The sequence below is a fragment of the Streptomyces sp. NPDC002092 genome, assembly GCF_053593775.1.
The window spans coordinates 423,844-444,711 of sequence record NZ_JBSFDG010000001.1 but is presented as its reverse complement, the minus strand read 5'-3'; the positions used below and the strand labels follow the sequence as shown (position 1 = coordinate 444,711).

The following is a 20,868-nucleotide window of genomic DNA, read 5'->3' as shown; positions in this document are numbered from 1 at the left end:
GTGTGGTCTGGAGCGGCCCGGATCACCCTCTCCTTGGCACGGTAGGTGATGGGTACGCTGCCCTGCATGGACCGTGGACGGCAGCGACCGATGTGGCCGCTGTACGCGGCGGGGTTCACCACCGCGTTCGGGGCGCACGGTATCGCCGCGAACCTCGGGGGTGCCGGACAGGGCGCGGTCACCTCGCTGCTCGTCCTGGGCGGGCTGCTGGCGCTCTACGACGGGGCGGAGGTCGTCCTGAAGCCGGTGTTCGGCACGGTGGCCGACCGGGTGGGGGCGCGGCCGGTGCTGCTGGGCGGGCTGGTGGCGTTCGCCGCCGCGTCCGCGGTGTACGTCCTCGCGGACAGCCCGGGGTGGCTCTGGGCCGCGCGGCTCGGGCAGGGGGCGGCGGCGTCCGCGTTCTCGCCGGCCGCGTCGGCGCTGGTGGCGCGGCTGAATCCGGCGGCCAAGCACGGGCGGGTCTTCGGTGGTTACGGCTTCTACAAGTCCATCGGCTACACGCTGGGACCGCTGCTCGGCGGAGTGCTGGTGTGGGCGGGCGGGCTGCGGCTGCTGTTCGCCGTACTGGCGGTGCTCGGTGCTGCCGTCGCGGTGTGGGCACTGGTCGCCGTGCCCGTCGTGGCACCGCTCCCCCGCACCCGGCAGACCCTGCTGGATCTGGCGCGACGGCTGACGGACCCGGCGTTTCTCGTGCCGACGGCCGCGCTCGCGGGGGCCACTGCCGCGCTCTCGGCCGGGGTGGGCTTTCTGCCGGTGTCCGGTGCGGTGGCCGGGCTCGGGACGGTGGCGACGGGGGCCGCGGTGTCGGTACTGGCGGGGTGCGCGGCGGTCGTACAGCCCCGTGCCGGACGCGCCTTGGACGCCGGGCGTCTCACCGCGGGCGCCGGCCTCACCGCAGGGCTGCTGCTCGCGGGAACCGGCCTGGCCTGCGCGATGCTGCCCGGCCTGACCGGCATCCTGCTCGCCGCCGCCCTCATCGGCACCGGCACGGGCCTGATCACCCCACTGGGCTTCGCGACCCTGGCCTCGGCGACCCCGCAGGAACGGCTCGGACAGACGATGGGCGCGGCGGAACTCGGCCGCGAACTCGGGGACGCGGGCGGCCCGTTGCTGGTGGCGGGGGTCGCGGCCGCAGCGACCCTGACATACGGGTTCGGCGCGTTGGCGATGGTGCTGGGGTGCCTGGCGGTGGGGGTTGTGGCGGGGGTACGGAGAACGACGGCCGGGCCACGCTGAGGCGGGAGCGGGGGCGGACCGGCTGAGGGGCCGACGCAGGCTGTCCAGCCCGGGCAGCTCGCCCCCACTGCCGCCCCAGACAGCACCCGCCAGCGCCCACTCCGGGCATGCGCCTGCCCGGCGTTCAGTCCGGACGAACGGCTGCCCGGCGTCCAGTTCGGGCAAGCGCTTGCCCGGCGTCCAGTTCGGGCAAGCGCCAGCGTCCCCGTCGGCCGGGGCAAGCACCCGCCCCCCCGTCCGGCCCAAGCGAGCGCCGGCGCCCCTGTCGGCCGGGGCAAGCGCCCGCCCCCGACTAGTCCAGGCAAGCGCCGGCGCCCATGGCGGCCCGCGCCGCCTCCTGCGCCTGCTGCTAGCGCGCCCACGCCTCTGTCGGGCCCCTGCCAGCCCGGTCCACCCCGGGCATGCGCCCGCACCCCATCCAGTCCAGGCGACCGCCAGCGCCACCACCCGCCCCGCGCCGCCCCCTTCACCTGAAGCAACCACCCACGCCTCCCTCCGGCCCGGGCCAGCGCCCGCCCCGGGCATCCGCCCGCACCCCATCCAGTCCAAGCGCACGCCAGCGCCACCACCCGCGCGTGCCACCCCCTTCACCTGAAGCAAGCACTCACGCCCACGCCCACGCCCAGCCCCGACAAGCACCGCCCCTCCACCCCGGCGAGCGCCAGCTCCTCCCGTCGGCCGCGCCACCTCCTTCGCCTGCAGCGAGCGCCCACGTCCGCCCGGGCAAGCACCCGCCCCCGTCGCCCACGCCCGGCCCGGGCCACCGTTCACCCCCGTCCAGTCCAGGCGAGCGCGCGTCCACCGTCACCCCCAGGGCAGGCGCCCGCCTTACGTCAGCACGCTGCCCAGCAGATGCAGCAGATCGGCCGTCGCGTCCGCCGCGCCGAGGGCGGGGAGGACGCCGAGGGCCAGTACCGCCCCGGCGATCGGGCGCAGGTGGGGTGGTGGGGCCGTCTGCAGGGCGGCGACGCGGCGGGTGACGGCTCGGTCGGAGAAGTTCAGTGCGCAGCCGGGGCGGTGGGCGACCAGGGCGGCTCGGGCCAGGGCCTGGGCGGTGGTCCGGCGGTCGCCCACTGCCTCGGCGGCGCATTCGTCGGCCCAGCGCTCCACCAGGTAGGCGACCGTCGTACGCACTGGCGTGAGCAGGGGGTTCACCGCTGCGGCGAGGGTGACCGCGTGGACGAGCAGGGAGTGGCGGTGCGCGAGGTGGGCGCGCTCGTGGGCGAACAGGACGCGGCGTTCGGCGGGGCGCAGCGCGGCCAGCATCGCGGAGGTGACCAGGATCCGGCCCGGGGTTCCGGGCACCGCGAACGCCTGCGCGGTCGGCGAGGCCGCGACGACGAGCTCGGTGCCGTCCGGGTGGCCCTCGCACAGGCGGCGCAGGGTGCGGCGGGTGGCGCGTTCGGCGCGGACCACCCGCAGGACCCGGCAGACGGCCACCGCGAGAACCGCGAGCGCGGTGAGGGCGACGATCTCCGGGACGGGATCGGGCAGCACCCGGCCGTCCTCACGGGCGTCGGCGACGACCGGCGGTGCCTCGCCGACGAGCGTGACGGTCAGCAGGACCAGCGCCCAGGTGGTGGCACCCGCGGCGAGGACGGCGGCCCAGGTCAGGGCCCGGGCCGCCGGAGCGGGCGCAAGGCGCAGGCCGACGTACGGGCTGACCAAAGCGAGCAGCAGGGACAGCAGCAGCGGGGTGTAGACGTCGATCCTCATGGCCCGCGCCGCCTCCTTCGCCTACCGCCTCTGCGCCTCTTGTCGACTTGTCGAAACGCGCGCGCCTCGGGAACACCCTGCCGATGCTGTGGCCGGCCGCCTCACGCACCGCTCTCGCCGAGGAGTGCCCGCAGCGCGGCCTCCTCCGCCGGGCTCAGTCCCGTGACGAACTGCTGGAGGGCGGCTATCGGGTCGGGGCCGCGGTCCAGGGCCTGGTGCATGGCCTCGGCGGTCATCTGTGCCGCGTTCTTCGCCGGACGGTAGGCGCCGCGCCGGCCGTCGGCGTCCCGCAGGACGAGGCTCTTGTCGTGCAGTCGCCGAAGGATCGTGTGCACGGTGTTGTAGGCGAGATCGCCGCCGAGGTCGGTCTGGATCTCGGCCGGGGTGAGAGCCCGGTCCGTCGCCCACAGGGTGGCGAGGACCTCGCTCTCCAGCTCGCCGGGGCTGCGTCGCTCGCCCCTGCCGCGAGGAGTCGTGCCTGCCATGGCCACCACCTTACGGTGCGTAGGGTCCGGCGGTCACGAAGTCGCACTCGGCCCTTACCCGGCTCCGGTTTCACCCAGACCTACAACCTGTAGGGTGAGACCAACCCTACAACTTGTAGGGCCGGATGGGTGAACCATGACGAGGACCTCCCACGCCACTTCGACCCGCGCCACCGGGCACGGGCCGCCGGCGACCACCCGGCCGCCGCGGCGCTCCGCGGGCGAGTGGTGGCTCACGGCGGTGGCGGCCGCCTTCACGCTGCTCCAACTCGCCCTGGTGCGGCCCGGAATGGGCCTGGGCTGGGACGAGACGGTGTACGTCAGCCAGGTGAGCACCCACGCCCCGGCGGCCTTCTTCAGCGCGCCGCGCGCCCGCGGCATCACCCTGCTGGTGGCCCCCGTCGCCTCCTGGTCGTCGTCCACCGCGCTCCTGCGGGTGTACTTGGCGGTCCTGTCCGGGTTCGGTCTGTACTGGGCCCTGCGAGCGTGGCGGGGCCTGTTCCCGGTACGGGTGATCGCGACCGGCGGCGCCCTGTTCGCATCGCTGTGGATCACCCTCTTCTACGGCCCGCAGGCCATGCCCAACTACTGGGTGGCCGTGGGCGGTTCGGCCACCGTGGGCTTCTTCCTGCACGCCCGGTCCGACCGTACCCGCCGCGGCGCCCTGTGGGGCGTGGCCGCGGGCACGGCGCTGATGGCGTGGATGCGGCCCACTGACGCCGTCTGGGTCAGCCTCCCGCTGCTCGCGCTCGTGCTGTTCGTCCGCCCCCGACACCATCTGCGGCTGCTCCTGGCCCTGGTCACCGGCCTGGCGGCGGGGGCCGCCGAGTGGATCGTCGAGGCGTACGCCGACTACGGCGGCGTCGGCGCCCGGCTGGCCGCAGGCTCCCGCATCCAAGGCGGCCTGGGCCTGCACAACGCCGTCGTCGACCAGCTCCGCAGCCTCGGCGGACGTGCCCTGTGCCGCCCGTGCACGGGGGCGATCGCGAGCCCGACGGTGATCGCCTGGTGGTTCACCCTCCCGCTGCTCGCCGCCGCCGCGCTGGTCATCGCCGTACGGGCCCGCCGTACGACCCCCACGCTGCTGCCGCTGGCCTGTGCGTCGACCGCGGCCGTGCCGTACCTCTTCCTGATCGGCTACGCCGCACCCCGTTTCCTGCTGCCCGCGTACGCCCTGCTCGCGATCCCGGTCGCGGACGCCCTGGCCCGTCTGGTCACCGCACCGAGCGGGCGCCGGCGAACGCTGGCGGCGGCCGTGGTGGGCGTGGTTCTCGCAGGCCATCTGGCCGTGCAGTTCGACGTGTTGGAGCGCGCCGTGTCCAGGACCACCGCCGGCCACCGCGGCTGGGGCCGCACCGCCGCGGACCTGCGCCGTCTCGGCGTACGCCCACCGTGCCTGGTCACCGGGGGCGATTCCGTGCCGGTCGCCTTCGCCGCGGGCTGCGCCTCCGCCCACACCGGCGGTCACGACGCCAACACCACCCCTGCGGAACTCGCGCGAACCGGCCGCCGGATGCCGGTCGTCCTTCTCACCCCTCGTCTTGGCCACCCGCCGTCGTACGCCCGCACTTGGCGGCCACACCGCCTGACGGGCGGTTATGCGTACCTGTCTCCCGGCGCGGCAGGGAAAGGCGGTCAAGGATGACCCCGTCCGTGGACGGGACGGCACGCACGAGCGCCGTCGGCGGAGTCCCGGCCGACTCGGCAGCGCCCCGAAGGGGGGCGGGGCTGCCTCGATCTGCGGCTCCGCCACGAGGCGCGACCGGCGACAACGGCACCGCAGACGAAAGACATCCCGTCGCGGCCATCGCCGCACTGGTCCTCACCGCCGCCGCCATCGGCCTCGCCGCCCTGCACTGGCCCGTCCTCGACTCGGGCATCGACCGACTGGCCGTCGCCGACCGCGGCTGGCTGCTGCTGGCCGCCCTGCTCACCCTGCTGACCTGGGCAAGCGCGGCGCTCGCGCAACAGGGCGCGGTGCGCGAGGCGCTGCCCGCAGGCCGGCTGCTGACGGTGCAGTTCGCGGCCTCCGCCGCGAACCACCTGCTGCCTGCCGGGCTCGGCGCGGGCGCGGTGAATCTGCGGTTCCTGATGCGCAGCGGCCTGACACCCGGCCGAGCGGCCACGGCCCTCGCGGTCAAGTCCACCGCCGGAGCCGTCGTCCGGATCGCCCTGATCACGGTGCTCGCCCTCGTCTGTCCCGGCGTGCTGCGGCTGCCGTCGCTGGGCGGACCGAAGCTGCTGGTCGGCGCGCTGGCGGCAGTCGCGGCGGTGCCCTTGGCCGTCCTGCTCGTGCGGCGGACGCGGCTGCGGCGGGGGTTGGCCTGCGCGGCGGCCGACGTACGTGCCGTGCACGAGAACCCCCGACGCGCGGCGGCCCTGTGGGGCGGCTCGCTGGCCTTCGCGGCCCTGCACACGGCGGTGGTGATCGCCGTCGTCCGCGCCCTGGACGTACCGCTGCCCGTGGGGCGCATCGCGCTCGCCTATCTCGCCGCGAGCAGTGCCGCCGTCCTGCTGCCGACCCCCGGCGGCCTCGGCTCCCTGGACGCCGCGCTCGCCTGGGCGCTGGCCACGGCCGGCGCCCCGGCCTCGGTGAGCGTGTCGGCCGTGCTCGGCTACCGGTTGCTGACCGTCTGGCTGCCGCTGGTGCCGGGGCTGCTGGTGCTGGCCGGACTGGTCCGTTCGAGAGCCCTGTGACGGCACCGCAGGGCGCACCACCGGCGTAGCCGTCGCGAGCGGCGGCCTGCGGACGGCGTCAGCCGGACGGCAGTCTGACCACGAAGCGCGCGCCGGGGGTGAGTTCGGGGGCGTAGGAGACCTCGCCCCCCGCGGAGCGGGCCAGGCGTCGTGCCAGCGGCAGCCCGAGGCCCGCTCCGCCGTGTCCGTCGTCCGGGTCGGCGCGGCGGCCGGGCTGGAAGAGCTGTCCGGCGAAGGCAGGCGGTACGCCCGGTCCGTCGTCGGTGACGCGGATGAGCACGCCGCCGCCGTCGCGGTCCGCCCGCAGGGTGACGCTCGACTCGGCGTACCGCAGGGCGTTGGCCAGCAGCGGGCTGACGATCCGTTCCAGGAGTGCGTCCTGTACGCCGGCCTCCAGCCTTCCCTCCGTACCCTCGCTGAGACCGGGCGCCTCGACCGTGACCGTCACGTGCTCGGGGGGATCCGCCTGTGCGGCGAGGCGGCGCAGCGTCGGCAGGACCGGGGAGGTACCGGGGGCGGTGGTGGTCGCGTCTTCTCGGGCGCTGTTCAGGAGGGTGTCGCAGATGGTGCGCATCGACTCGGCGGCCTCGGCGATCGTCTCGTGCACCGCCTCGGTCTCGGCCGCCGTGCGGGGACGCGAGCGGTACCAGTCCAGCTCGGCGACGATCCTGCTGAGCGGGGTGCGCAGCTCGTGCGAGAGTTCGCCGGTCAGCTGCCGCTCGTGCCGCAGCACCGCGCGGATACGGTCAAGCAGGGCGTCCAACGACGCGCCCAGCCGGGCGAGTTCGGCCGGTCGGTCCGCGCTGCCGAACCGTTCCTCGGAGGCCACCGCGCTCCACTGGGTGGCCTGGTCGGTCATCGCCCCGACGGGACGCAGCGCGCGTCCCACCGCCAGTCGGGTCAGCGCGTAGGTGCAGGCCAGCATCACGGCATCCAGGACGAACGAGCCCAGCAGCAGGGTGTCGGCCGAACTCCGGTACGGCGACAGGTCCAGGGCCGTGACGATGGTGGCCGCCTGCTGTGCGCCGGGGACGGGCTCGGCGCACAGGCGGACGGGGCTCGATCCGTGACCGGAGGCGGTGACGCAGTGCCGTCCGCCCTGGCGGGCCAGGCCTTCGGCGACCTGGGTGAGCGCGCCGGCGGAGGGTGGTTGCTCCAGCAGCCGCTGACCGGCGTAGATCCACACGTTCGCGTCGAGGAGATGGTCGTTGACGGTCTCCAGAACCCGCACCCGCGGGCCGCCGGTGTCGACGGTGGTGGCGACGGCGGCCGCACGGGTGCGCAGTTCGTCGTCCGCCTGGCGTCGCAGGTGGTGGCGGACCACGGTGTTGAAGACGACCGTGAGGATCACCATCAGAAGGGCGGCGGTGGTGAGCGCGACCAGGGAGAGCCGGCCGCGCAGCGTGCGGGGGACGAGACGGGGACGGAGGCCGGCGCCCGGGGTGGGCGGGGCCGGTCGGGGAAAGGGCGCGGTCACGTCAGCCGGTGTCCGATGCCGCGCGCGGTGCCGATCGTGACGTCGCTGCCCGCCTCGCGCAGCTTGCGGCGCAGGCGGGTCAGATACTGGTCGAGGGTGTTGTCGCTGACGTGGGCGCCCTCCGGCCAGCCCGCCCGGACGAGTTCGCGACGGCTCACGATCTCGCCGGGGGTCGCCATCAGGGGAGCCAGGAGCCGGAACTCCGTCGGCGTGAGGTCGACCTCGGTGCCGCGCACGGTCAGGGAGTGCCGCAGGGCGTCCAGTACGAGGTCGCCGGCCATGGGGCGGGGTGCGGGGGCGGCGCGTTTGAGTGCCGCGCGCAGCCGGGCGGCGAGTTCCACCAGGTGGAAGGGCTTGGGCAGGTAGTCGTCGCCGCCCGCAGAGAACCCGGACAGCCGGTCGGTCAGGCTCTGCCGTGCCGTGAGAAAGATGACGGGGGCCACGAATCCGTTCGCACGCAAGGCCTGGCAGACGTCCCGCCCGTCCGCATCCGGCAGTCCGACATCCAGCACGGCCGCCGCCACCTCGTCCCCGGCCAGCCGCAGCGCGGTCGCACCGTCGGCGGCCGGCACAGTGTCGAAGCCCTCGTCCCGCAGCCCCCGCAACAACACATCACGCAGGGCGTGATCGTCCTCGACGACCAGGATCTTGGCGGGCATGGTCCTCCGTCGGCGGTTGTGCGTCGGTGGTGGGGAGTGGTGCGGGTGTTGTGGGTGGGACGCGGGGCGGTGGGTGGGGGCTTCTCAGGGCGGAGGGGAACCGGAAGCGCCCGAAGACGGGGGCAAGCCACGAGCGTCCGTAGGCGGACGCGGGCCGGAAGCCTCAGGGGGCAGAGGTGCGGTGGGCACGTCCAGCGCGTTGCCCTTGCCGGGCGACCCGGGCCCGTCACGCCCCGTCGACTCCACGGGCAGCCACCGGGCCCAGCCCCACCACCACAGGCTCAGCCATGCGACGGCGAGCAGCCAGCCGCCGATGACGTCGCTCGCCCAGTGCACCCCGAGGTACACACGGGTCAGGCCGACGGCCGCCGCCCAGCACACGGCGAGGGTGCAGGTCGTGCCGGCGAGATCCACACGGGCGCGACGAGTCATCGCCCAGCACAGGAGGCCCGCGGTGAGGGCCGAAGTGGTGGCGTGGCCGGAGGGGAACGCGAAGCCGGACGCATGCGTCGCCCAGTCGGCAGGGGCCGGGCGGGCCCGCGCGAGGAGTTCCATGATTCCGGTGCGGACCAGTTGCCCGGAGACCAGCACGACCAGGAGGACGACGGCGGTCCGGAGCCGCTCACGCACGGTGCGGCCCGCGAGGTACCCGGCGATCACGACGAGTGCGTATGGCCAGGGCCCCGTCCCCGTAGCCGTGATCCCTCGGGCGAGCGCCACAGCTTCCGGGGGCCGGTGCGCAAGTCCCCACGCATGGGCTGCACGGTCCCCCGGCAGGGGCACGCCGTGGCGGAGTTCCACCGCGGTCGCGAGGCCGGCGAACAGCAGCGCGCAGACGACGGCAAGCAGCACCGCCGCGCGACCGGCCCGTTTCACACCTGGGGCTTGCCCGGCCCGTTTCACGCCTGGGCCTCGCCTGGTCCGGTTCACGCCAGGGCCTTGGCCGGTTCGACCCGGCCCTTGCCCGCCCCGATCGGCGCTCGGTCCTCGTCCGCTCGGGTCCCTGCGCGGCCGCCCGGCAGGGTCGCGTGCCCGCGCACCCTGCCCCGCCGACCGCCGCGCTTCCTCGGCCGGGCCCCGTGCTGAACGCCGAGCTACCCGCCCAGCCTCTCCTCCACCGGATCCGGCATCACGCCAGCCGCGTTCACCATCACCACCCGGCCCAGCAGCACGCCCCCCGGGCCCGGCCCCGCCACCAGACCCAGCTTCCTTTCCGCCGTTCCTGGCACCTCCGCCAGCCCCAGCAGCCTCTCCGCCGATCCCGGCACCTCCGCCAGACCCAGCAGCCTCTCCAGCGCGCCCAGGCACACGCCCAGCACCGCCGCCAGCCCCCACCGCACCCCCACCGCGCTCGTCCCTCTCCCCCTCGCGCCCAGTCATGAAGCCGTCACCAGCGGCCTGAGCCGGGTGGCGGCCGCACGGGTGACAAGAGGGGCGGCGCGGTCAGCCAGGAGAGTGAGGGGCCAGGCCAGGGCCGCGCCGAATACCAGGCCCACGATCACGTCGTGCGGATAGTGCACGCCGATCCACACCCGGGAGGCGGCCATCAGGACGGCGATCAGGGCCGCGATCCGGCCGAGGCGCCGGTGCACGAGCCACAGGGCGGCCGCGGCGGCCCCGGCGATCACCGCATGGTTGCTGGGGAACGACCAGTCGCCCGCGGCCGGGCACGCCTCGACCGTCACGGTGTGCAGCGTCCGGCACGGTCTGCGCTCGGCGACGGCCGACTTGACCAGCACATCGACCACGTAACAGAGCACCACGACCACAGGTGCCGCCAGCGCCCGGACCATCCGCGCCTCCCCGGCACTGCGGGCCCGCCACCACGCGGCGAGCATCAGCACGCCGAACAGCGCGAGACCGTAGTCGGACCAGACGGCGATCACGGTGTTCACGGCATGCGGGGTGTGGCGGGCGAGACCGGTGATCCAGCTGTACGCACCGCCGTCCACCGAGGCGCCGCCGAAGGCGAGGCCGGTCACGAGGAGGCCCCCTCGGAGGCGCGGCGGGCACGGGCGCGCCGGGCCTCGAGAGCGATCGGGGTCAGGGAGATGACGACCACGAGCGCGACCAGCGGCAGCAGGTAGCGGTCGACGTTCGGCACCGAGGAACCCAGCGCGTAACCGCCCAGCACCAGTCCGATCGTCCAGACCAGACCACCGATCACCTGCCACAGGGTGAAGACCCGCACCGGCACGTCGAGCGCCCCGGCCAGCGGGTTCAGCACGGTGCGCACGACCGGCACGAAGCGGGCCAGGACCACCGCCTTGGCATGTCCGTAGCGCGCGAGCAGTTCCTCGGCCCGCGCCGCGCCCTCGTGCAGCTTCTTCGCACGGCTGCGGGCCAGCAGCGCGCGGCCACCCCGCCGCCCGAGCCAGTACCCCGTCTGGGCCCCGAGCAGCGCGCCGACCACGGCGGCGGCCAGCACTTGCGGGAGCGACAGGTGCACGGATCCATGGACGCCGGGGACGCACAGCAGCCCGGCCGTGAACAGCAGCGAGTCGCCCGGCAGGAAGAAACCGACCAGCAGGCCGGTCTCGGCGAACATGACGACCGCGATGCCGAAGGCACCGAAGGCGGACAGCAGGGATCCGGCATCCAGGACGTTCACCGCTTGGGCTGCGGCGAACTGGGCAACTGCCACGGAGGCGACCCCTCTCATACTGGGACGTGGACGGAACGGGTACGGACCCGCACCTAGCGACTACAGTCATGTAGACCGTCTACTGAACTGTAGACGAATCAGAGCCGAGGAGTGTTCCCATGCCCCAGGGGCAGATTGACGAGCCGGTCGACGGCCCGGTCGACGGGCGCACGGACCGACGGCCGGCCGGCGAGCTCGAGGCGAGCGTGCTGGCCGCACTGTGGGCCGCCGACGCGCCGCTCACGCCCGGCGCCGTCCAACTGGAGCTGGGCGGCGGTCTCGCGCGCACCACGGTGACCACGATCCTCACACGCCTGCACGCCAAGGGTGCGGTCACCCGCGAGCGCTCCGGCCGCGGCTACGCCTATGCCCCGGCCCAGGACTCACCCGGCCTCACGGCCCGCCGTATGCACGCCGAACTCGACAAGGACGAGGACCGCGGCACCGTCCTCGCCCGCTTCGTCTCCGATCTGAGCCCGGAGGACGAACAACTGCTGCGCACACTCCTGGAGGGCGGCCCGGAGGGCGGTGAGGACAGCGTGTGAACAGCACCTTAAGGATCTTGTTGTCGGCTGCGGCGCGTAGGCTGGTCGACTACGGTCCGGCGGCCCCTGGAGGAATCCCGTGATCTACGCCGTGTGGCTTCCGCTGCTCATGCCGTTCCTCGCCGTGCCCGTGGCCCGGCGTGGCGCCGAGCAGCTGCGGCCGCGGACGGCCGCCTGGGCGCTGACGACTCTCGCGCTGGTCCTCGCCCTCTCGAGTACGGCGGCGCTGGGCATGCTGGCCCTGGACGGCGCCCTGCGCCTGTCCTTCGTCGCCGAGGCCGCGCACCTCTCCCCGCAGCTGCTGGGCGCCGGCTCGCCCGCCACCGTGCCGGCCGCGATGTCGGCCGCCGTCGCGCTGACGGGTCTCGGCGTCCTGGTCCTCGACCGGGCCCGCCGCCACCTGCGCGAACTGCGCGCCGCGCACCGGCAGTTCCACAGCGCGGCGAGCGCCGGCGATCTCTGTGTACGGCACGACGACCGGCCCGAGGCCTACGCCCTGCCCGGGCGGCCCGGCCGCATCGTGGTGACGACGGGAATGCTGCGCGCCCTCAGTGCCGGCGAACGCGAGGTGCTGTTCGCCCACGAGCGCGCCCACCTCACCGGGCGCCACCATGTCTTCCTCGCGGCCGCTGAGTTCGCCGTCGCGCTGCACCCCGCCCTGCGCGGCCTGCGCGCCCCGCTCTCGTACGCCCTGGAGCGCTGGGCCGACGAGTCCGCGGCGCAGGCGACGGGCGACCGCGCGCTCACCGCCCGAGCCGTCGGCCGCGCCGCCCTCGCGGCCCGTACGGCGGGCTCCTCCGCGCGCCCCCGGCTGTCGCTGACGGCCACGGCGGGCCCGGTCCCCCGCCGTGTCACCGCCCTCCTGAGCACTCCCGCGCCCGCCACCCGCCTGCTCCCCCGCTCCCTGGCCTGTCTGCTCCTGGCCTGCGTGGCGGTATCGGCGACGGCGGTGCTGGACGCGGCCACCGATCTGCACGCGGGCATCGAGGTCGCCCAGGGCGAGCAGGGGCAACACGGGCACGCGGCCTTCGGCGACGGCGACGGCGACGGCGACTGACCGGGGCAGACCTGACAGCCCCGTAGAGCCGCGTGCGTGGAGACCGGCGGACCGTTCCCTTCGATGAAACCGTTCACGAGGCCGACGTAATCACCCGGATGCCGCTCCCCCATTCCGGGGCCCAGCGCGACCACTTCCACGAACTCGTGCGCTCCCGCCAGGGTTCCGGTGTCTCCATCAGTGCCGCAGAATCGCCCTCGTCCTCGGTGCGGGACTCCTGCCCGGCCGGGCCTTCGCTCCGGCTGTGCCCGCGCCGAAAAGAGCCCCTCGGCGCCGGTTTCCCAGTGATCACTCCAACCCGCTTCACCCCCTTTTCATGACATGCCCTCGACAAATCTGCCACGCTACAGCGGTCGCACCACCGATACACGCAGCCCACTGCCGTCCGCAGGCGCACCCCAGCCGGCCGGGTGGCACCGAGCAGGCCGGAATCCCGGCCGCCGCAAAGGAGTTTCGCGTGAGAAAGACCCCCCACAGATCCATCGCCATGCGCGCACTGGCAGTCGCCGCGCTGGCCGCCGTCTCCCTCCCCGCCGCCCCTGCCGCAGCCGCCCCCTCGGCCGCGGCAGCCTGCACCCCCGCCCAGGTGGTCACCAACGGCGGCTTCGAGAGCGGCACTTCGCCGTGGACCCAGTCTTCGACGAGCGTCATCACCAGCCGTTCCGGCCAGACCGCCCACGGCGGCACCAGCTACGCCTGGCTGGACGGAACGGGCGGCACCCACACCGACACCCTCTCCCAGAGCGTCACGATCCCCTCCGGGTGCGGCACGGCCACCCTCTCCTTCTGGCTCCACATCGACACCGCCGAGACGACCTCGTCCATCGCGTACGACAAGCTGACGGCGAAGATCGGCGGCACCACGCTGGCGACGTACTCGAACCTCGACAAGAACACCGGGTACGTGAAGAAGACCCTCGACGTGTCGGCGTTCGCGGGTCAGACCGTGAGCCTCGCCTTCACCGGCAGCGAGGACTCCAGCCTGCAGACCAGCTTCGTCCTCGACGACATCGCCCTCGACACGTCCGGGGACAGCACCCCGCCGGCGGACTCCACGCGCACGCCCGCCACGCCCTCGTACACCGTCAGCCTCAGCAGCAACACCAGCGGCACGGTGTGGACCGGCCACGAGAGCGCGACCTTCACCAACGCCTCCTCGACCGCGCTGAGCGAGGTGTACCTGAGGCTGTGGGACAACTACCACGGCACCTGCGACGCCATGCCGATCACGGTCACCAACGTCACCGGCGGTACGGCGGGTTCCCTGTCCGTCGCCTGCACGGCCCTGCAGATCACCCTGCCGACGCCGCTGGCGCAGGGGCAGTCCGCCACGATCGGCTTCGACCTCGGCATCACCGTGCCCAGCGGCGCCGACCGGTTCGGCCACGACGGCGCCTTCAACAACATCGGCAACGCGCTGCCCGTCCTCGCCGTCAGGGACGGCTCGGGCTGGCACCTGGACCCGTACACCAACAACGGCGAGTCCTTCTACTCCCTGGCCGCCGACTTCAAGGTGACCCTCGATCACCCGAGCACCCTGCTGGTCCCGGCCACCGGCACCTCGACCGACACCCCCGGCTCCAGCGGCCGTACCGTCACCACCGCGACCGCCTCCAAGGTGCGTGACTTCGCCTGGGCGGCAGGACCGTTCAGCAAGATCTCCGGCACCTCGGCCGCCGGGACCGCGATCAACATCTACTCCGTCTCGGGCATCAGCTCCTCCGACGCCCAGTCGATGCTCTCCACCGCCAAGTCGGCCGTGGACGCCCATGCGGCGCGCTTCGGGGCGTACCCGTACGGCGAGTTGGACGCGGTGATCGACAACAACTACTGGTTCGGCGGAATGGAGTACCCCGGGTTCGTCCTCGACCTCGTCAGCACCACCGCGCTCACCCATGAGATCGGCCATCAGTGGTGGTACGGCATCGTCGGCGACGACGAGTACAACAGCCCGTGGCTGGACGAGGCGTTCACCGACTACGCCACCGATCTGGCGCTCGGCAAGACCGGCACCAACTGCTGGAACAGCGTCTCCTGGGCCTCCTCCGCGGAGAAGATCACCAACTCCATGGCCTACTGGGACGCCCACTCGTCGCGCTACTCCACCGTCGTCTACGGCTACGGCAAGTGCGCCCTGCACGACCTGCGGCGGCTGCTCGGTGACACCGCGATGACCAAGTTGCTCAAGGACTACGCCACTTCGCACTGGTACGGCGTCTCGACCACGGCCGAGTTCAAGGCGGCCGCGCAGGCCGCCACGAGCACGGACCTCACCTCCTTCTGGAGCACGCACCGCATCGACGGCTGAGCATCGGATCGACGACTGACGGCCCGACGGGCCCGCGCGGCGAACGCCTCGTGGGCCCGCCGGTCGTTGCGCCCTCGGGGGCGCGAACTGCTGGCTTGGCGCGGGCGCAGGGGCTGCTCGCACGCCCTTGCGTCGGGCGACCTTCCGCGCCCCCCAGGACCGCACCCTCATCGTCACCTGGTGGGGCGCGGACTTCGACATCGATCCGCCTGAACTCCCGGAAGGCGACGGGAAGTTGGCAACCCAGGCAGTGCATCGGTGGCGGTCCGAGTCGATGGAATCGAGGGACTTCGCCCGGAATCCCATGACATGCATGGCATATGACCTATGCCTATCTGTTCCGTTACATGTCTCTCTTACGTAAAGTTCAATAACTTCACCCATCCTCCACATCTTTCGGACGGCTACATTCCTCTCCTTCGGTATGCGCCTTCTGGCTGTTCCGTCCCATGACGGATCGACATGTCCGACGGCCGGCGCACACTCATCGGGGGAAGGGCTGGGGACCCATGCAGGTGAGCGACATGGCGGCTGAGGCTGTCCGCGTCCTGACGCAGCACATGACATCGGCGGCCGCGGGTGCGGGGCAGGTCGCGCAGGGGGTGGCGACCCGGCTGCTGGCCGATCTGGTCGCGGACCGGCTGCGCCGCGGGGGCAACGCAGGACAGTGGGACGACTTCGCCCGCGACCCGCGCAACAACTCCCTCGTCGAGTACCTGCTGAGACAGGCCATCGAGGAGGACGAGGACTTCCGGCGCGCTCTCGCCGAGGCGGTGCGCGGGGCGAAGGCCGAGCGGCCGGGCGGCACGCGCGTGAACTCGATCAGCATCGGCCGTGACGGCGACGCGCAGATCGGCGACCGGCGCGACACCTACGGCGACCACAACCGGGTGGTCAACGGAGCCGGTTCGATCTACGAAGGCGATGTCACCCACCAGCAGCAGGGCGACACCTACGAGGGAGACGTCACCCACAACAGCCCGGTCGGGCGCTACGTGGTGATCGCCCTGGTCGTCCTGGCGCTGATCTTCATCGTGTTCAAGGCCGTTCCGGCGGTCCTGGGCGGCGGCGAGGACGCGGGCCTGACCGGCTCCTCGACCTGCAAGGACTTCCTGAACGAGGACCAGGCGACGGAGTCACAGGCCCTGGTCGACATCGCCACGTCCAAGGGGCTCGGCGGCTTCGGCAGCCCGCTCGCGCTGCCCGCCATCCGCTACGAGTGCAGCTTTCGTCCGGGCGACTCACTGGGCTCGGTGATCGAGAAGTACAAGGGCCAGTTCTGACGTCCGTGCAGTGCAGGTGCCAACGTCTGACAAAGGGGGACCAACCATGCATTGGGGTGTCTACGAAGTCTTCTCCGTGATCTCGGGGATCGTACTTCTCGTCTGCGGGCTGATGCTGCCCGACATCACCGTGAAGGACCGATCCTGGTCGGTGCTCGGCGGCGCGTTCCTGCTGGTCTACGGCGTCTACGTCGCCAAGCAGACCTCGGGCACGTACTACTTCCCGGTCGCCGTCTTCATCATCCCGGTGGGAGCGGTGCTCTACCTGCTCGCCGCCGCGTTCGGCGCGACGAAGTCCGGGGCCACCGGTGCCTCGGACGACGGTGAGTAGGGAGAGGGGCACGGCCATGACCGACGACGCCGTATACGGCCCCACCGACGCCCGGCCCGGACAGCCCACCTGTCTGCGCCCCGGCTGCCGGCAGCACAACAAGCTGGAGCTCGGCCGCCAATGCCGGGGCTGCGGCCACCGTACGTCGATCCGGCCCCGGCCGGACCTGTTCCAGACGCTGGGCTACCACAACCGGCCCGCGCCGGTGCCCCCGATGCCGGCGGGCGCGCCGCCGGTGCCCTCCGTGCCGCCGAGGCCGGTGGCATCGCCGTTCGTGTCGGCGGGACCCGCGCCGACGACACCGGGGGGAGCCTTCGGGCCTCCGACGATGCCCGTACGGCCGCCCGTGCAGCGGCTGGGGGCGCGGGAGACCGCCTCCCGGGCGGTCTTCGGCGGCTTCTGGTGCCTGGTGGCGGTGGGAGGGGCCGTGGCCGCGGTGAAGGGGCTCGCGGACGGCGACTTCGGCGGCTTCCTGCTGAGCGTCCTCGTCGCCACGGCGAGTGGCTTCTACGCCCGCTACATCTTCCGCGGCGGCCGCTTCCGCATCCTCTTCTTCTAGGAGACGCGGAAGTAGCAGAGCTTCCAGGGCTCGAGCGAGAAGCGGAGCGTCCTGCGCGGCGTGCGGCCGCGCAGGGCCGGATCGCCGCACGTCGGTGCTGCCCGCCTGACGGCACATGTTCGTCCGACCCGGCGCATATGGATCAGCACGCCTTGACCGTCGCGCACGTGGCTGAAGCCTCATGGGTTTTCTCATTGCTCCACAGCGTGGCCGATGAGTTTGTGGCTCCCGGCCGGTCCAAGCTCCTGACATCCCAGGAAAGGACACCGCCATGTCGGAGCTTCTCGTCGACTTCATCACCTCCCTCGACGGCTACGCATCGGGAGAGGGATGGCCCGGGTTCTGGGGCCTCGAGGGCCCGGAGTACCTCGCATGGCTCGGCGAGCAGCCCGAGGCCACCTACCTGATGGGAGCGAACACCTACCGCCTGATGTCGGGCTTCGCCGCAGGCGAGGTGCCGAAGGGCCAGGACGAGTTCAGGCCCGAGGAAGAGGCGTCCGTAGACGAGCTCACGCAAGCGGCCAAGGTGGTGTTCTCCTCCACGCTCGAGGAGCCACTGACGTGGGCCAACTCCACGCTCGTCCGCGATGACGCCGTCGAGGCGGTCCGCGCCATGAAGGCGAGTGGCTCGGGGCTCCTCAGCACGATCGGCAGCCTCAGCCTGTGCCGGTCCCTGCTACGAGCCGGACTCGTCGACCGCTTCCGCGTCGTGATGTTCCCGGTGATCACCGGGGTCACGGGCGAAGAACGCATCTACGACGGCTATCCGGACGTCGCCCTCGAGATGATCGAGCACCGCACCTTCGACGGCCGCATCCAGCTGGTCGAGTACAAGCCCCGCGTGCTCGAACACCCGCCGCTCGGCGCCCCTGCGTGACATCGCCCCGTCCGCCGGTCCGGACGGCCGCCAGGCCGGCGCCGACGGGCACGGAGCAGCCCCTGGGGAACCATGTGGTTCGGCTTGCTCAGCCGAGTTGCTTGGCGAACGCCTCGTACGCTCGGTCATCGAAGAGGACAAACCGCACTTCTTCGACGTCCGTTGATGTGTTCAGCACCGCCTCCACGGCGATACGAGCCGCATCCTCCATCGGCCATCGATAGACGCCGGTGGAGATCGCCGGGAACGCGACCGTGCGGGCACCCAGTTCGTCGGCCACGCCGAGGGACTCCCGGTAGCAGGAGGCGAGCAGTGCGGAGCGGTCCTCGGTGGACGACCAGACCGGGCCCACCGTGTGGATCACCCAGCGTGCGTCCAGGTCACCCGCGGTGGTGGCGACCGCCTGGCCGGTGGGCAGGCCTTTGCCGTACTGGGAGGCGCGGAGTTTGCGGCACTCCTCGAGGATCGCGGGGCCGCCACGGCGGTGGATGGCGCCGTCGACTCCTCCGCCGCCGAGCAGGGAGGAGTTCGCGGCGTTGACGATCGCGTCGGCGCTCTCGCGGGTGATGTCGCCCTTGGCGAGCGTGATGGTCGGCGTCATGTCTGTCTCAGCCTCCTCCAGACCGCCTTCGCCGCGTTGTGCCCCGACATGCCGTGTACCCCCGGGCCCGGTGGGGTGGCCGAGGAGCAGATGAAGACGGCCGGGTGGGGGGTGGTGTACGGGGACAGGGTGAGCTTGGGGCGCAGCAGGATCTGGAGTCCGGAGACCGCGCCCGAGGCGATGTCGCCGCCGATGTAGTTGGCGTTGCGGGCGGCGAGTTCGGGCGGCCCGGCGGTGGCGCGGGCGAGGACGCGGTCACGGAAACCGGGCGCGAAGCGCTCCAGTTGGCGTTCCATGGCGTCCGTGAGGTCTCCCGTCCAGCCGCTGGGGACGTGGCCGTAGGCCCAGAAGACCTGCTTGCCTTCGGGGGCGCGGGTGGGGTCGACGATGCTGGGCTGGACCGTGATCATGAAGGGTTTGTCGGGGGCTCTGCCCTCCCGGGAGGCCGCGGTCAGGGCGGCGCCGATCTCCGTGCTGTCCGCGCCGATCTGCACGGTGCCGGCGGCGCGGGCCTCCTCGGCGGTCCACGGCACCGGGCCGTCCAGCGCGTAGTCCACCTTGAAGACTCCGGGGCCGTACTTGTAGCCCTCGTAGTAGCGGCCGAAGCCCGCGATACGGGCCAGGGCGGTGGGCGAGGTGTCGAAGACGTAGGCGCGGGCGGGCGGCAGGTCGTCTAGGCGCTTGACCTCGTAGTCCGTGTGGACCAGGCCGCCCAGGTCCTTGAGGTACGCGGTGAGCGCGTCGGAGATGGTCTGGGAACCGCCGCGGGCCACGGGCCAGCCGCGGGCGTGTGCGGCCAGGGCGAAGACCAGGCCGATGGCGCCCGTGGCGAAGCCGTTGAGCGGGGCCATGACGTGCGCGACGAGGCCCGCGAACAGGGTCTTGGCCTTCTCGTCCTGGAAGCGGCGGGTCAGCCAGGTCGAGGGGGGCAGGCCGACCAGACCGAAGCGTGCGAGGGTCACCGGGTCGCGCGGCAGCGCGGTGAGCGGCAAGGACATGAAGTCGCGGGCCAGGGTGTCCCACTTGGGGAGGAAGGGCGCGACCAGCCTGCGGTAGGCGCCCGCGTCCCGTGGGCCGAAGGACGCGGCCGTCTCGGCGACCGAGCGGGACAGCACGGCGGCGGTGCCGTCGGTGAAGGGGTGCGCCATGGGCAGCTCGGCGTGCAGCCACTCCAGGCCGTACCGCTCCAGGGGCATGGCGCGGAAGGCCGGGGAGTTGATGGCGAGCGGGTGGGCCGCGGAGCACGGGTCGTGCCGGAAGCCGGGCAGCGTGAGCTCTTCGGTACGGGCTCCTCCGCCCACGGTGTCACGGGCCTCGAACACCGCCACGGAGAAGCCGCGGCGGGCCAGTTCCACGGCGGCCGTCAGTCCGTTCGGCCCCGCACCCACCACGACAGCATCGAGCATCGACGGCACCTTCGGACCCCTTCGTCAGCCGATGGCCTCTGAGGATCAGGATATGCCGGGGCACTGACAGCCACCGGCGGCAGGTGGTCCCCGCTGATCAGGCCGTGCCCGACAGCAGCCCGTGCACCCTTCGGGCCGTCGCCGTGTCGCGTGCGGCCGTGAAGGGAAGGGCGTTGCCGCCCGTGATGCGGAAGGGCTCCCCGCTGAGCGTGAGGTGGGCGCCGCCCGCCTCCTCGACCAGCAGGATGCCCGCCGCGTGGTCCCACGCCGCCTCCCAGGAGAAGGCGACGGCGTCCAACTGGCCGCGGGCTATGGCGAGATACTCCAGGCCCGCCGAGCCGCACGAACGGAACTCGATGCCGTCGGTCCGCAGGCCGAGCAGGGCGCGCTTCTGCTCGTCGGTCGTGTAGTCCGGGTGGGAGGTGGCCACTTGGAGGTCCCGGCCGGGGACCGGGGAGCCCGCGGACAGCCGCTCGCCGTCCAGGAAAGCGCCCTGGCCCCTTATGGCGGTGGCCAGTTGGTCCCGGGCGGGTGCGTAGGTCCAGGAGGCGAGCAGAACCCCGCGGTGTGCGAGGGCGACCAGTGTGCAGAAGCCGGATTCGCCGCGCACGAACTGCCGTGTCCCGTCGACCGGGTCGACGATCCAGACCGGGGCGTCGCCCTGTATCGCCTCGTACGTCACCGGGTCGGCGTGCACCGCCTCCTCGCCGACCACGACCGAACCGGGCAGGAGCACGCCGAGGGCGTCCGTGAGGTACTGCTCGGCGAGGCGGTCGGCGTCGGTCACCAGGTCGTGCGGTCCGGCCTTCTGGTCGACCTCGTGTGCGGCGAGCCGGCGGAAGCGGGGCATGATCTCGGCCGCGGCGGCCTTGCGGACCGCCTCCTCCACGTCGGCCGAGCGGCGGGCGAGAAACTCGTCGATGGTTTCCTTGTCTTCGATCATGGCTCCATGAGAGCACGCGCCACTGACAATCCCCACCGTGCCGG

21 protein-coding genes are annotated in these 20,868 nt (G+C 72.9%); 10 read left to right on the top strand and 11 right to left on the bottom strand.

Annotation, left to right across the window (positions count from 1 at the left end):
* Nucleotides 1-90: 90 nt before the first annotated feature.
* The gene (locus ACWCRD_RS02000) at nt 91-1,236 is read left to right on the top strand and encodes an MFS transporter (protein WP_450964355.1); all 1,146 of its coding nucleotides are present in this window, start codon (nt 91-93) and stop codon (nt 1,234-1,236) included.
* Nucleotides 1,237-2,064: 828 nt separating this feature from the next.
* Here ACWCRD_RS02000 and ACWCRD_RS01995 read toward each other — a convergent pair.
* Both ACWCRD_RS01995 and ACWCRD_RS01990 read right to left on the bottom strand, forming a co-directional pair.
* Nucleotides 2,065-2,952, bottom strand: coding sequence for a M56 family metallopeptidase (locus ACWCRD_RS01995; protein WP_450964014.1), 888 nt, complete (start codon nt 2,950-2,952; stop codon nt 2,065-2,067).
* 101 nt (nt 2,953-3,053) lie between these two features.
* Nucleotides 3,054-3,437, bottom strand: coding sequence for a BlaI/MecI/CopY family transcriptional regulator (locus tag ACWCRD_RS01990; protein WP_351478424.1), 384 nt, complete (start codon nt 3,435-3,437; stop codon nt 3,054-3,056).
* A gap of 136 nt (nt 3,438-3,573) precedes the next feature.
* Here ACWCRD_RS01990 and ACWCRD_RS01985 point away from each other — a divergent pair, with 136 nt between their 5' ends.
* Together ACWCRD_RS01985 and ACWCRD_RS01980 are read left to right on the top strand one after the other, a co-directional pair.
* Nucleotides 3,574-5,082: a hypothetical protein gene (locus ACWCRD_RS01985; RefSeq protein ID WP_450964013.1), complete on the top strand. Its 1,509-nt coding sequence runs from the start codon at nt 3,574-3,576 to the stop codon at nt 5,080-5,082.
* On the top strand, nt 5,079-6,134 hold the full coding sequence (locus ACWCRD_RS01980) for a lysylphosphatidylglycerol synthase domain-containing protein (protein WP_450964012.1): 1,056 nt from the start codon (nt 5,079-5,081) through the stop codon (nt 6,132-6,134). The genes ACWCRD_RS01985 and ACWCRD_RS01980 overlap by 4 nt, the downstream gene beginning before the upstream one ends.
* A 58-nt stretch (nt 6,135-6,192) precedes the next feature.
* Here ACWCRD_RS01980 and ACWCRD_RS01975 read toward each other — a convergent pair whose 3' ends face one another.
* From ACWCRD_RS01975 to ACWCRD_RS01950, 6 genes are all read right to left on the bottom strand, one after another.
* Nucleotides 6,193-7,611, bottom strand: coding sequence for a sensor histidine kinase (locus ACWCRD_RS01975; protein ID WP_450964011.1), 1,419 nt, complete (start codon nt 7,609-7,611; stop codon nt 6,193-6,195).
* A complete protein-coding gene (locus ACWCRD_RS01970; RefSeq protein ID WP_450964010.1) occupies nt 7,608-8,270 on the bottom strand; it encodes a response regulator transcription factor in 663 nt (220 codons plus the stop codon). Before ACWCRD_RS01970 ends, ACWCRD_RS01975 begins: the two co-directional genes overlap by 4 nt.
* An 84-nt stretch (nt 8,271-8,354) precedes the next feature.
* Complete coding sequence (locus ACWCRD_RS01965; RefSeq protein ID WP_450964009.1) at nt 8,355-9,146, bottom strand: phosphatase PAP2 family protein; 792 nt, start codon at nt 9,144-9,146, stop codon at nt 8,355-8,357.
* Between the two features lie 218 nt (nt 9,147-9,364).
* Complete coding sequence (locus ACWCRD_RS01960) at nt 9,365-9,616, bottom strand: hypothetical protein (protein WP_450964008.1); 252 nt, start codon at nt 9,614-9,616, stop codon at nt 9,365-9,367.
* Between the two features lie 30 nt (nt 9,617-9,646).
* Nucleotides 9,647-10,252 carry a phosphatase PAP2 family protein gene (locus ACWCRD_RS01955; RefSeq protein ID WP_450964007.1) on the bottom strand — a complete coding sequence of 202 codons (606 nt, stop codon included), beginning with the start codon at nt 10,250-10,252 and terminating at the stop codon, nt 9,647-9,649.
* The gene (locus ACWCRD_RS01950) at nt 10,249-10,914 is read right to left on the bottom strand and encodes a DedA family protein (protein WP_450964006.1); all 666 of its coding nucleotides are present in this window, start codon (nt 10,912-10,914) and stop codon (nt 10,249-10,251) included. The genes ACWCRD_RS01955 and ACWCRD_RS01950 overlap by 4 nt, the downstream gene beginning before the upstream one ends.
* A gap of 119 nt (nt 10,915-11,033) precedes the next feature.
* Here ACWCRD_RS01950 and ACWCRD_RS01945 point away from each other — a divergent pair, with 119 nt between their 5' ends.
* From ACWCRD_RS01945 to ACWCRD_RS01915, 7 genes are all read left to right on the top strand, one after another.
* Nucleotides 11,034-11,459 carry a BlaI/MecI/CopY family transcriptional regulator gene (locus tag ACWCRD_RS01945; protein WP_450964005.1) on the top strand — a complete coding sequence of 142 codons (426 nt, stop codon included), beginning with the start codon at nt 11,034-11,036 and terminating at the stop codon, nt 11,457-11,459.
* 79 nt (nt 11,460-11,538) lie between these two features.
* Complete coding sequence (locus ACWCRD_RS01940; protein ID WP_450964004.1) at nt 11,539-12,516, top strand: M56 family metallopeptidase; 978 nt, start codon at nt 11,539-11,541, stop codon at nt 12,514-12,516.
* Between the two features lie 457 nt (nt 12,517-12,973).
* Nucleotides 12,974-14,824, top strand: coding sequence for a M1 family aminopeptidase (locus ACWCRD_RS01935; RefSeq protein ID WP_450964003.1), 1,851 nt, complete (start codon nt 12,974-12,976; stop codon nt 14,822-14,824).
* Between the two features lie 524 nt (nt 14,825-15,348).
* A complete protein-coding gene (locus tag ACWCRD_RS01930) occupies nt 15,349-16,107 on the top strand; it encodes a hypothetical protein (protein WP_450964002.1) in 759 nt (252 codons plus the stop codon).
* A 46-nt stretch (nt 16,108-16,153) separates the two neighbouring features.
* Nucleotides 16,154-16,438 carry a hypothetical protein gene (locus ACWCRD_RS01925; RefSeq protein WP_450964001.1) on the top strand — a complete coding sequence of 95 codons (285 nt, stop codon included), beginning with the start codon at nt 16,154-16,156 and terminating at the stop codon, nt 16,436-16,438.
* A gap of 16 nt (nt 16,439-16,454) precedes the next feature.
* The gene (locus ACWCRD_RS01920) at nt 16,455-16,997 is read left to right on the top strand and encodes a hypothetical protein (RefSeq protein WP_450964000.1); all 543 of its coding nucleotides are present in this window, start codon (nt 16,455-16,457) and stop codon (nt 16,995-16,997) included.
* A gap of 271 nt (nt 16,998-17,268) precedes the next feature.
* Nucleotides 17,269-17,874 (top strand): dihydrofolate reductase family protein, encoded by a 606-nt coding sequence (locus tag ACWCRD_RS01915; protein WP_450963999.1) that lies wholly within the window; start codon nt 17,269-17,271, stop codon nt 17,872-17,874.
* Nucleotides 17,875-17,962: 88 nt separating this feature from the next.
* Here ACWCRD_RS01915 and ACWCRD_RS01910 read toward each other — a convergent pair whose 3' ends face one another.
* The 3 genes from ACWCRD_RS01910 to ACWCRD_RS01900 form a co-directional block, all read right to left on the bottom strand.
* On the bottom strand, nt 17,963-18,475 hold the full coding sequence (locus ACWCRD_RS01910) for an O-acetyl-ADP-ribose deacetylase (protein WP_450963998.1): 513 nt from the start codon (nt 18,473-18,475) through the stop codon (nt 17,963-17,965).
* Nucleotides 18,472-19,881, bottom strand: coding sequence for a phytoene desaturase family protein (locus ACWCRD_RS01905; RefSeq protein ID WP_450963997.1), 1,410 nt, complete (start codon nt 19,879-19,881; stop codon nt 18,472-18,474). Before ACWCRD_RS01905 ends, ACWCRD_RS01910 begins: the two co-directional genes overlap by 4 nt.
* A gap of 97 nt (nt 19,882-19,978) precedes the next feature.
* Nucleotides 19,979-20,824 carry an inositol monophosphatase family protein gene (locus ACWCRD_RS01900; RefSeq protein ID WP_450963996.1) on the bottom strand — a complete coding sequence of 282 codons (846 nt, stop codon included), beginning with the start codon at nt 20,822-20,824 and terminating at the stop codon, nt 19,979-19,981.
* Nucleotides 20,825-20,868 lie beyond the last annotated feature (44 nt).

What these genes read in the sequence shown, in the direction of transcription:
- ACWCRD_RS02000 (WP_450964355.1), top strand. Translation starts at nt 91, where the DNA reads ATGTGGCCGCTGTACGCGGCGGGGTTCACCACCGCGTTCGGGGCGCAC.
- ACWCRD_RS01995 (WP_450964014.1), bottom strand. Translation starts at nt 2,952, where the DNA reads ATGAGGATCGACGTCTACACCCCGCTGCTGCTGTCCCTGCTGCTCGCT.
- ACWCRD_RS01990 (WP_351478424.1), bottom strand. Translation starts at nt 3,437, where the DNA reads ATGGCAGGCACGACTCCTCGCGGCAGGGGCGAGCGACGCAGCCCCGGC.
- ACWCRD_RS01985 (WP_450964013.1), top strand. Translation starts at nt 3,574, where the DNA reads ATGACGAGGACCTCCCACGCCACTTCGACCCGCGCCACCGGGCACGGG.
- ACWCRD_RS01980 (WP_450964012.1), top strand. Translation starts at nt 5,079, where the DNA reads ATGACCCCGTCCGTGGACGGGACGGCACGCACGAGCGCCGTCGGCGGA.
- ACWCRD_RS01970 (WP_450964010.1), bottom strand. Translation starts at nt 8,270, where the DNA reads ATGCCCGCCAAGATCCTGGTCGTCGAGGACGATCACGCCCTGCGTGAT.
- ACWCRD_RS01945 (WP_450964005.1), top strand. Translation starts at nt 11,034, where the DNA reads ATGCCCCAGGGGCAGATTGACGAGCCGGTCGACGGCCCGGTCGACGGG.
- ACWCRD_RS01930 (WP_450964002.1), top strand. Translation starts at nt 15,349, where the DNA reads ATGGCGGCTGAGGCTGTCCGCGTCCTGACGCAGCACATGACATCGGCG.
- ACWCRD_RS01925 (WP_450964001.1), top strand. Translation starts at nt 16,154, where the DNA reads ATGCATTGGGGTGTCTACGAAGTCTTCTCCGTGATCTCGGGGATCGTA.
- ACWCRD_RS01920 (WP_450964000.1), top strand. Translation starts at nt 16,455, where the DNA reads ATGACCGACGACGCCGTATACGGCCCCACCGACGCCCGGCCCGGACAG.
- ACWCRD_RS01915 (WP_450963999.1), top strand. Translation starts at nt 17,269, where the DNA reads ATGTCGGAGCTTCTCGTCGACTTCATCACCTCCCTCGACGGCTACGCA.
- ACWCRD_RS01910 (WP_450963998.1), bottom strand. Translation starts at nt 18,475, where the DNA reads ATGACGCCGACCATCACGCTCGCCAAGGGCGACATCACCCGCGAGAGC.
- ACWCRD_RS01905 (WP_450963997.1), bottom strand. Translation starts at nt 19,881, where the DNA reads ATGCTCGATGCTGTCGTGGTGGGTGCGGGGCCGAACGGACTGACGGCC.
- ACWCRD_RS01900 (WP_450963996.1), bottom strand. Translation starts at nt 20,824, where the DNA reads ATGATCGAAGACAAGGAAACCATCGACGAGTTTCTCGCCCGCCGCTCG.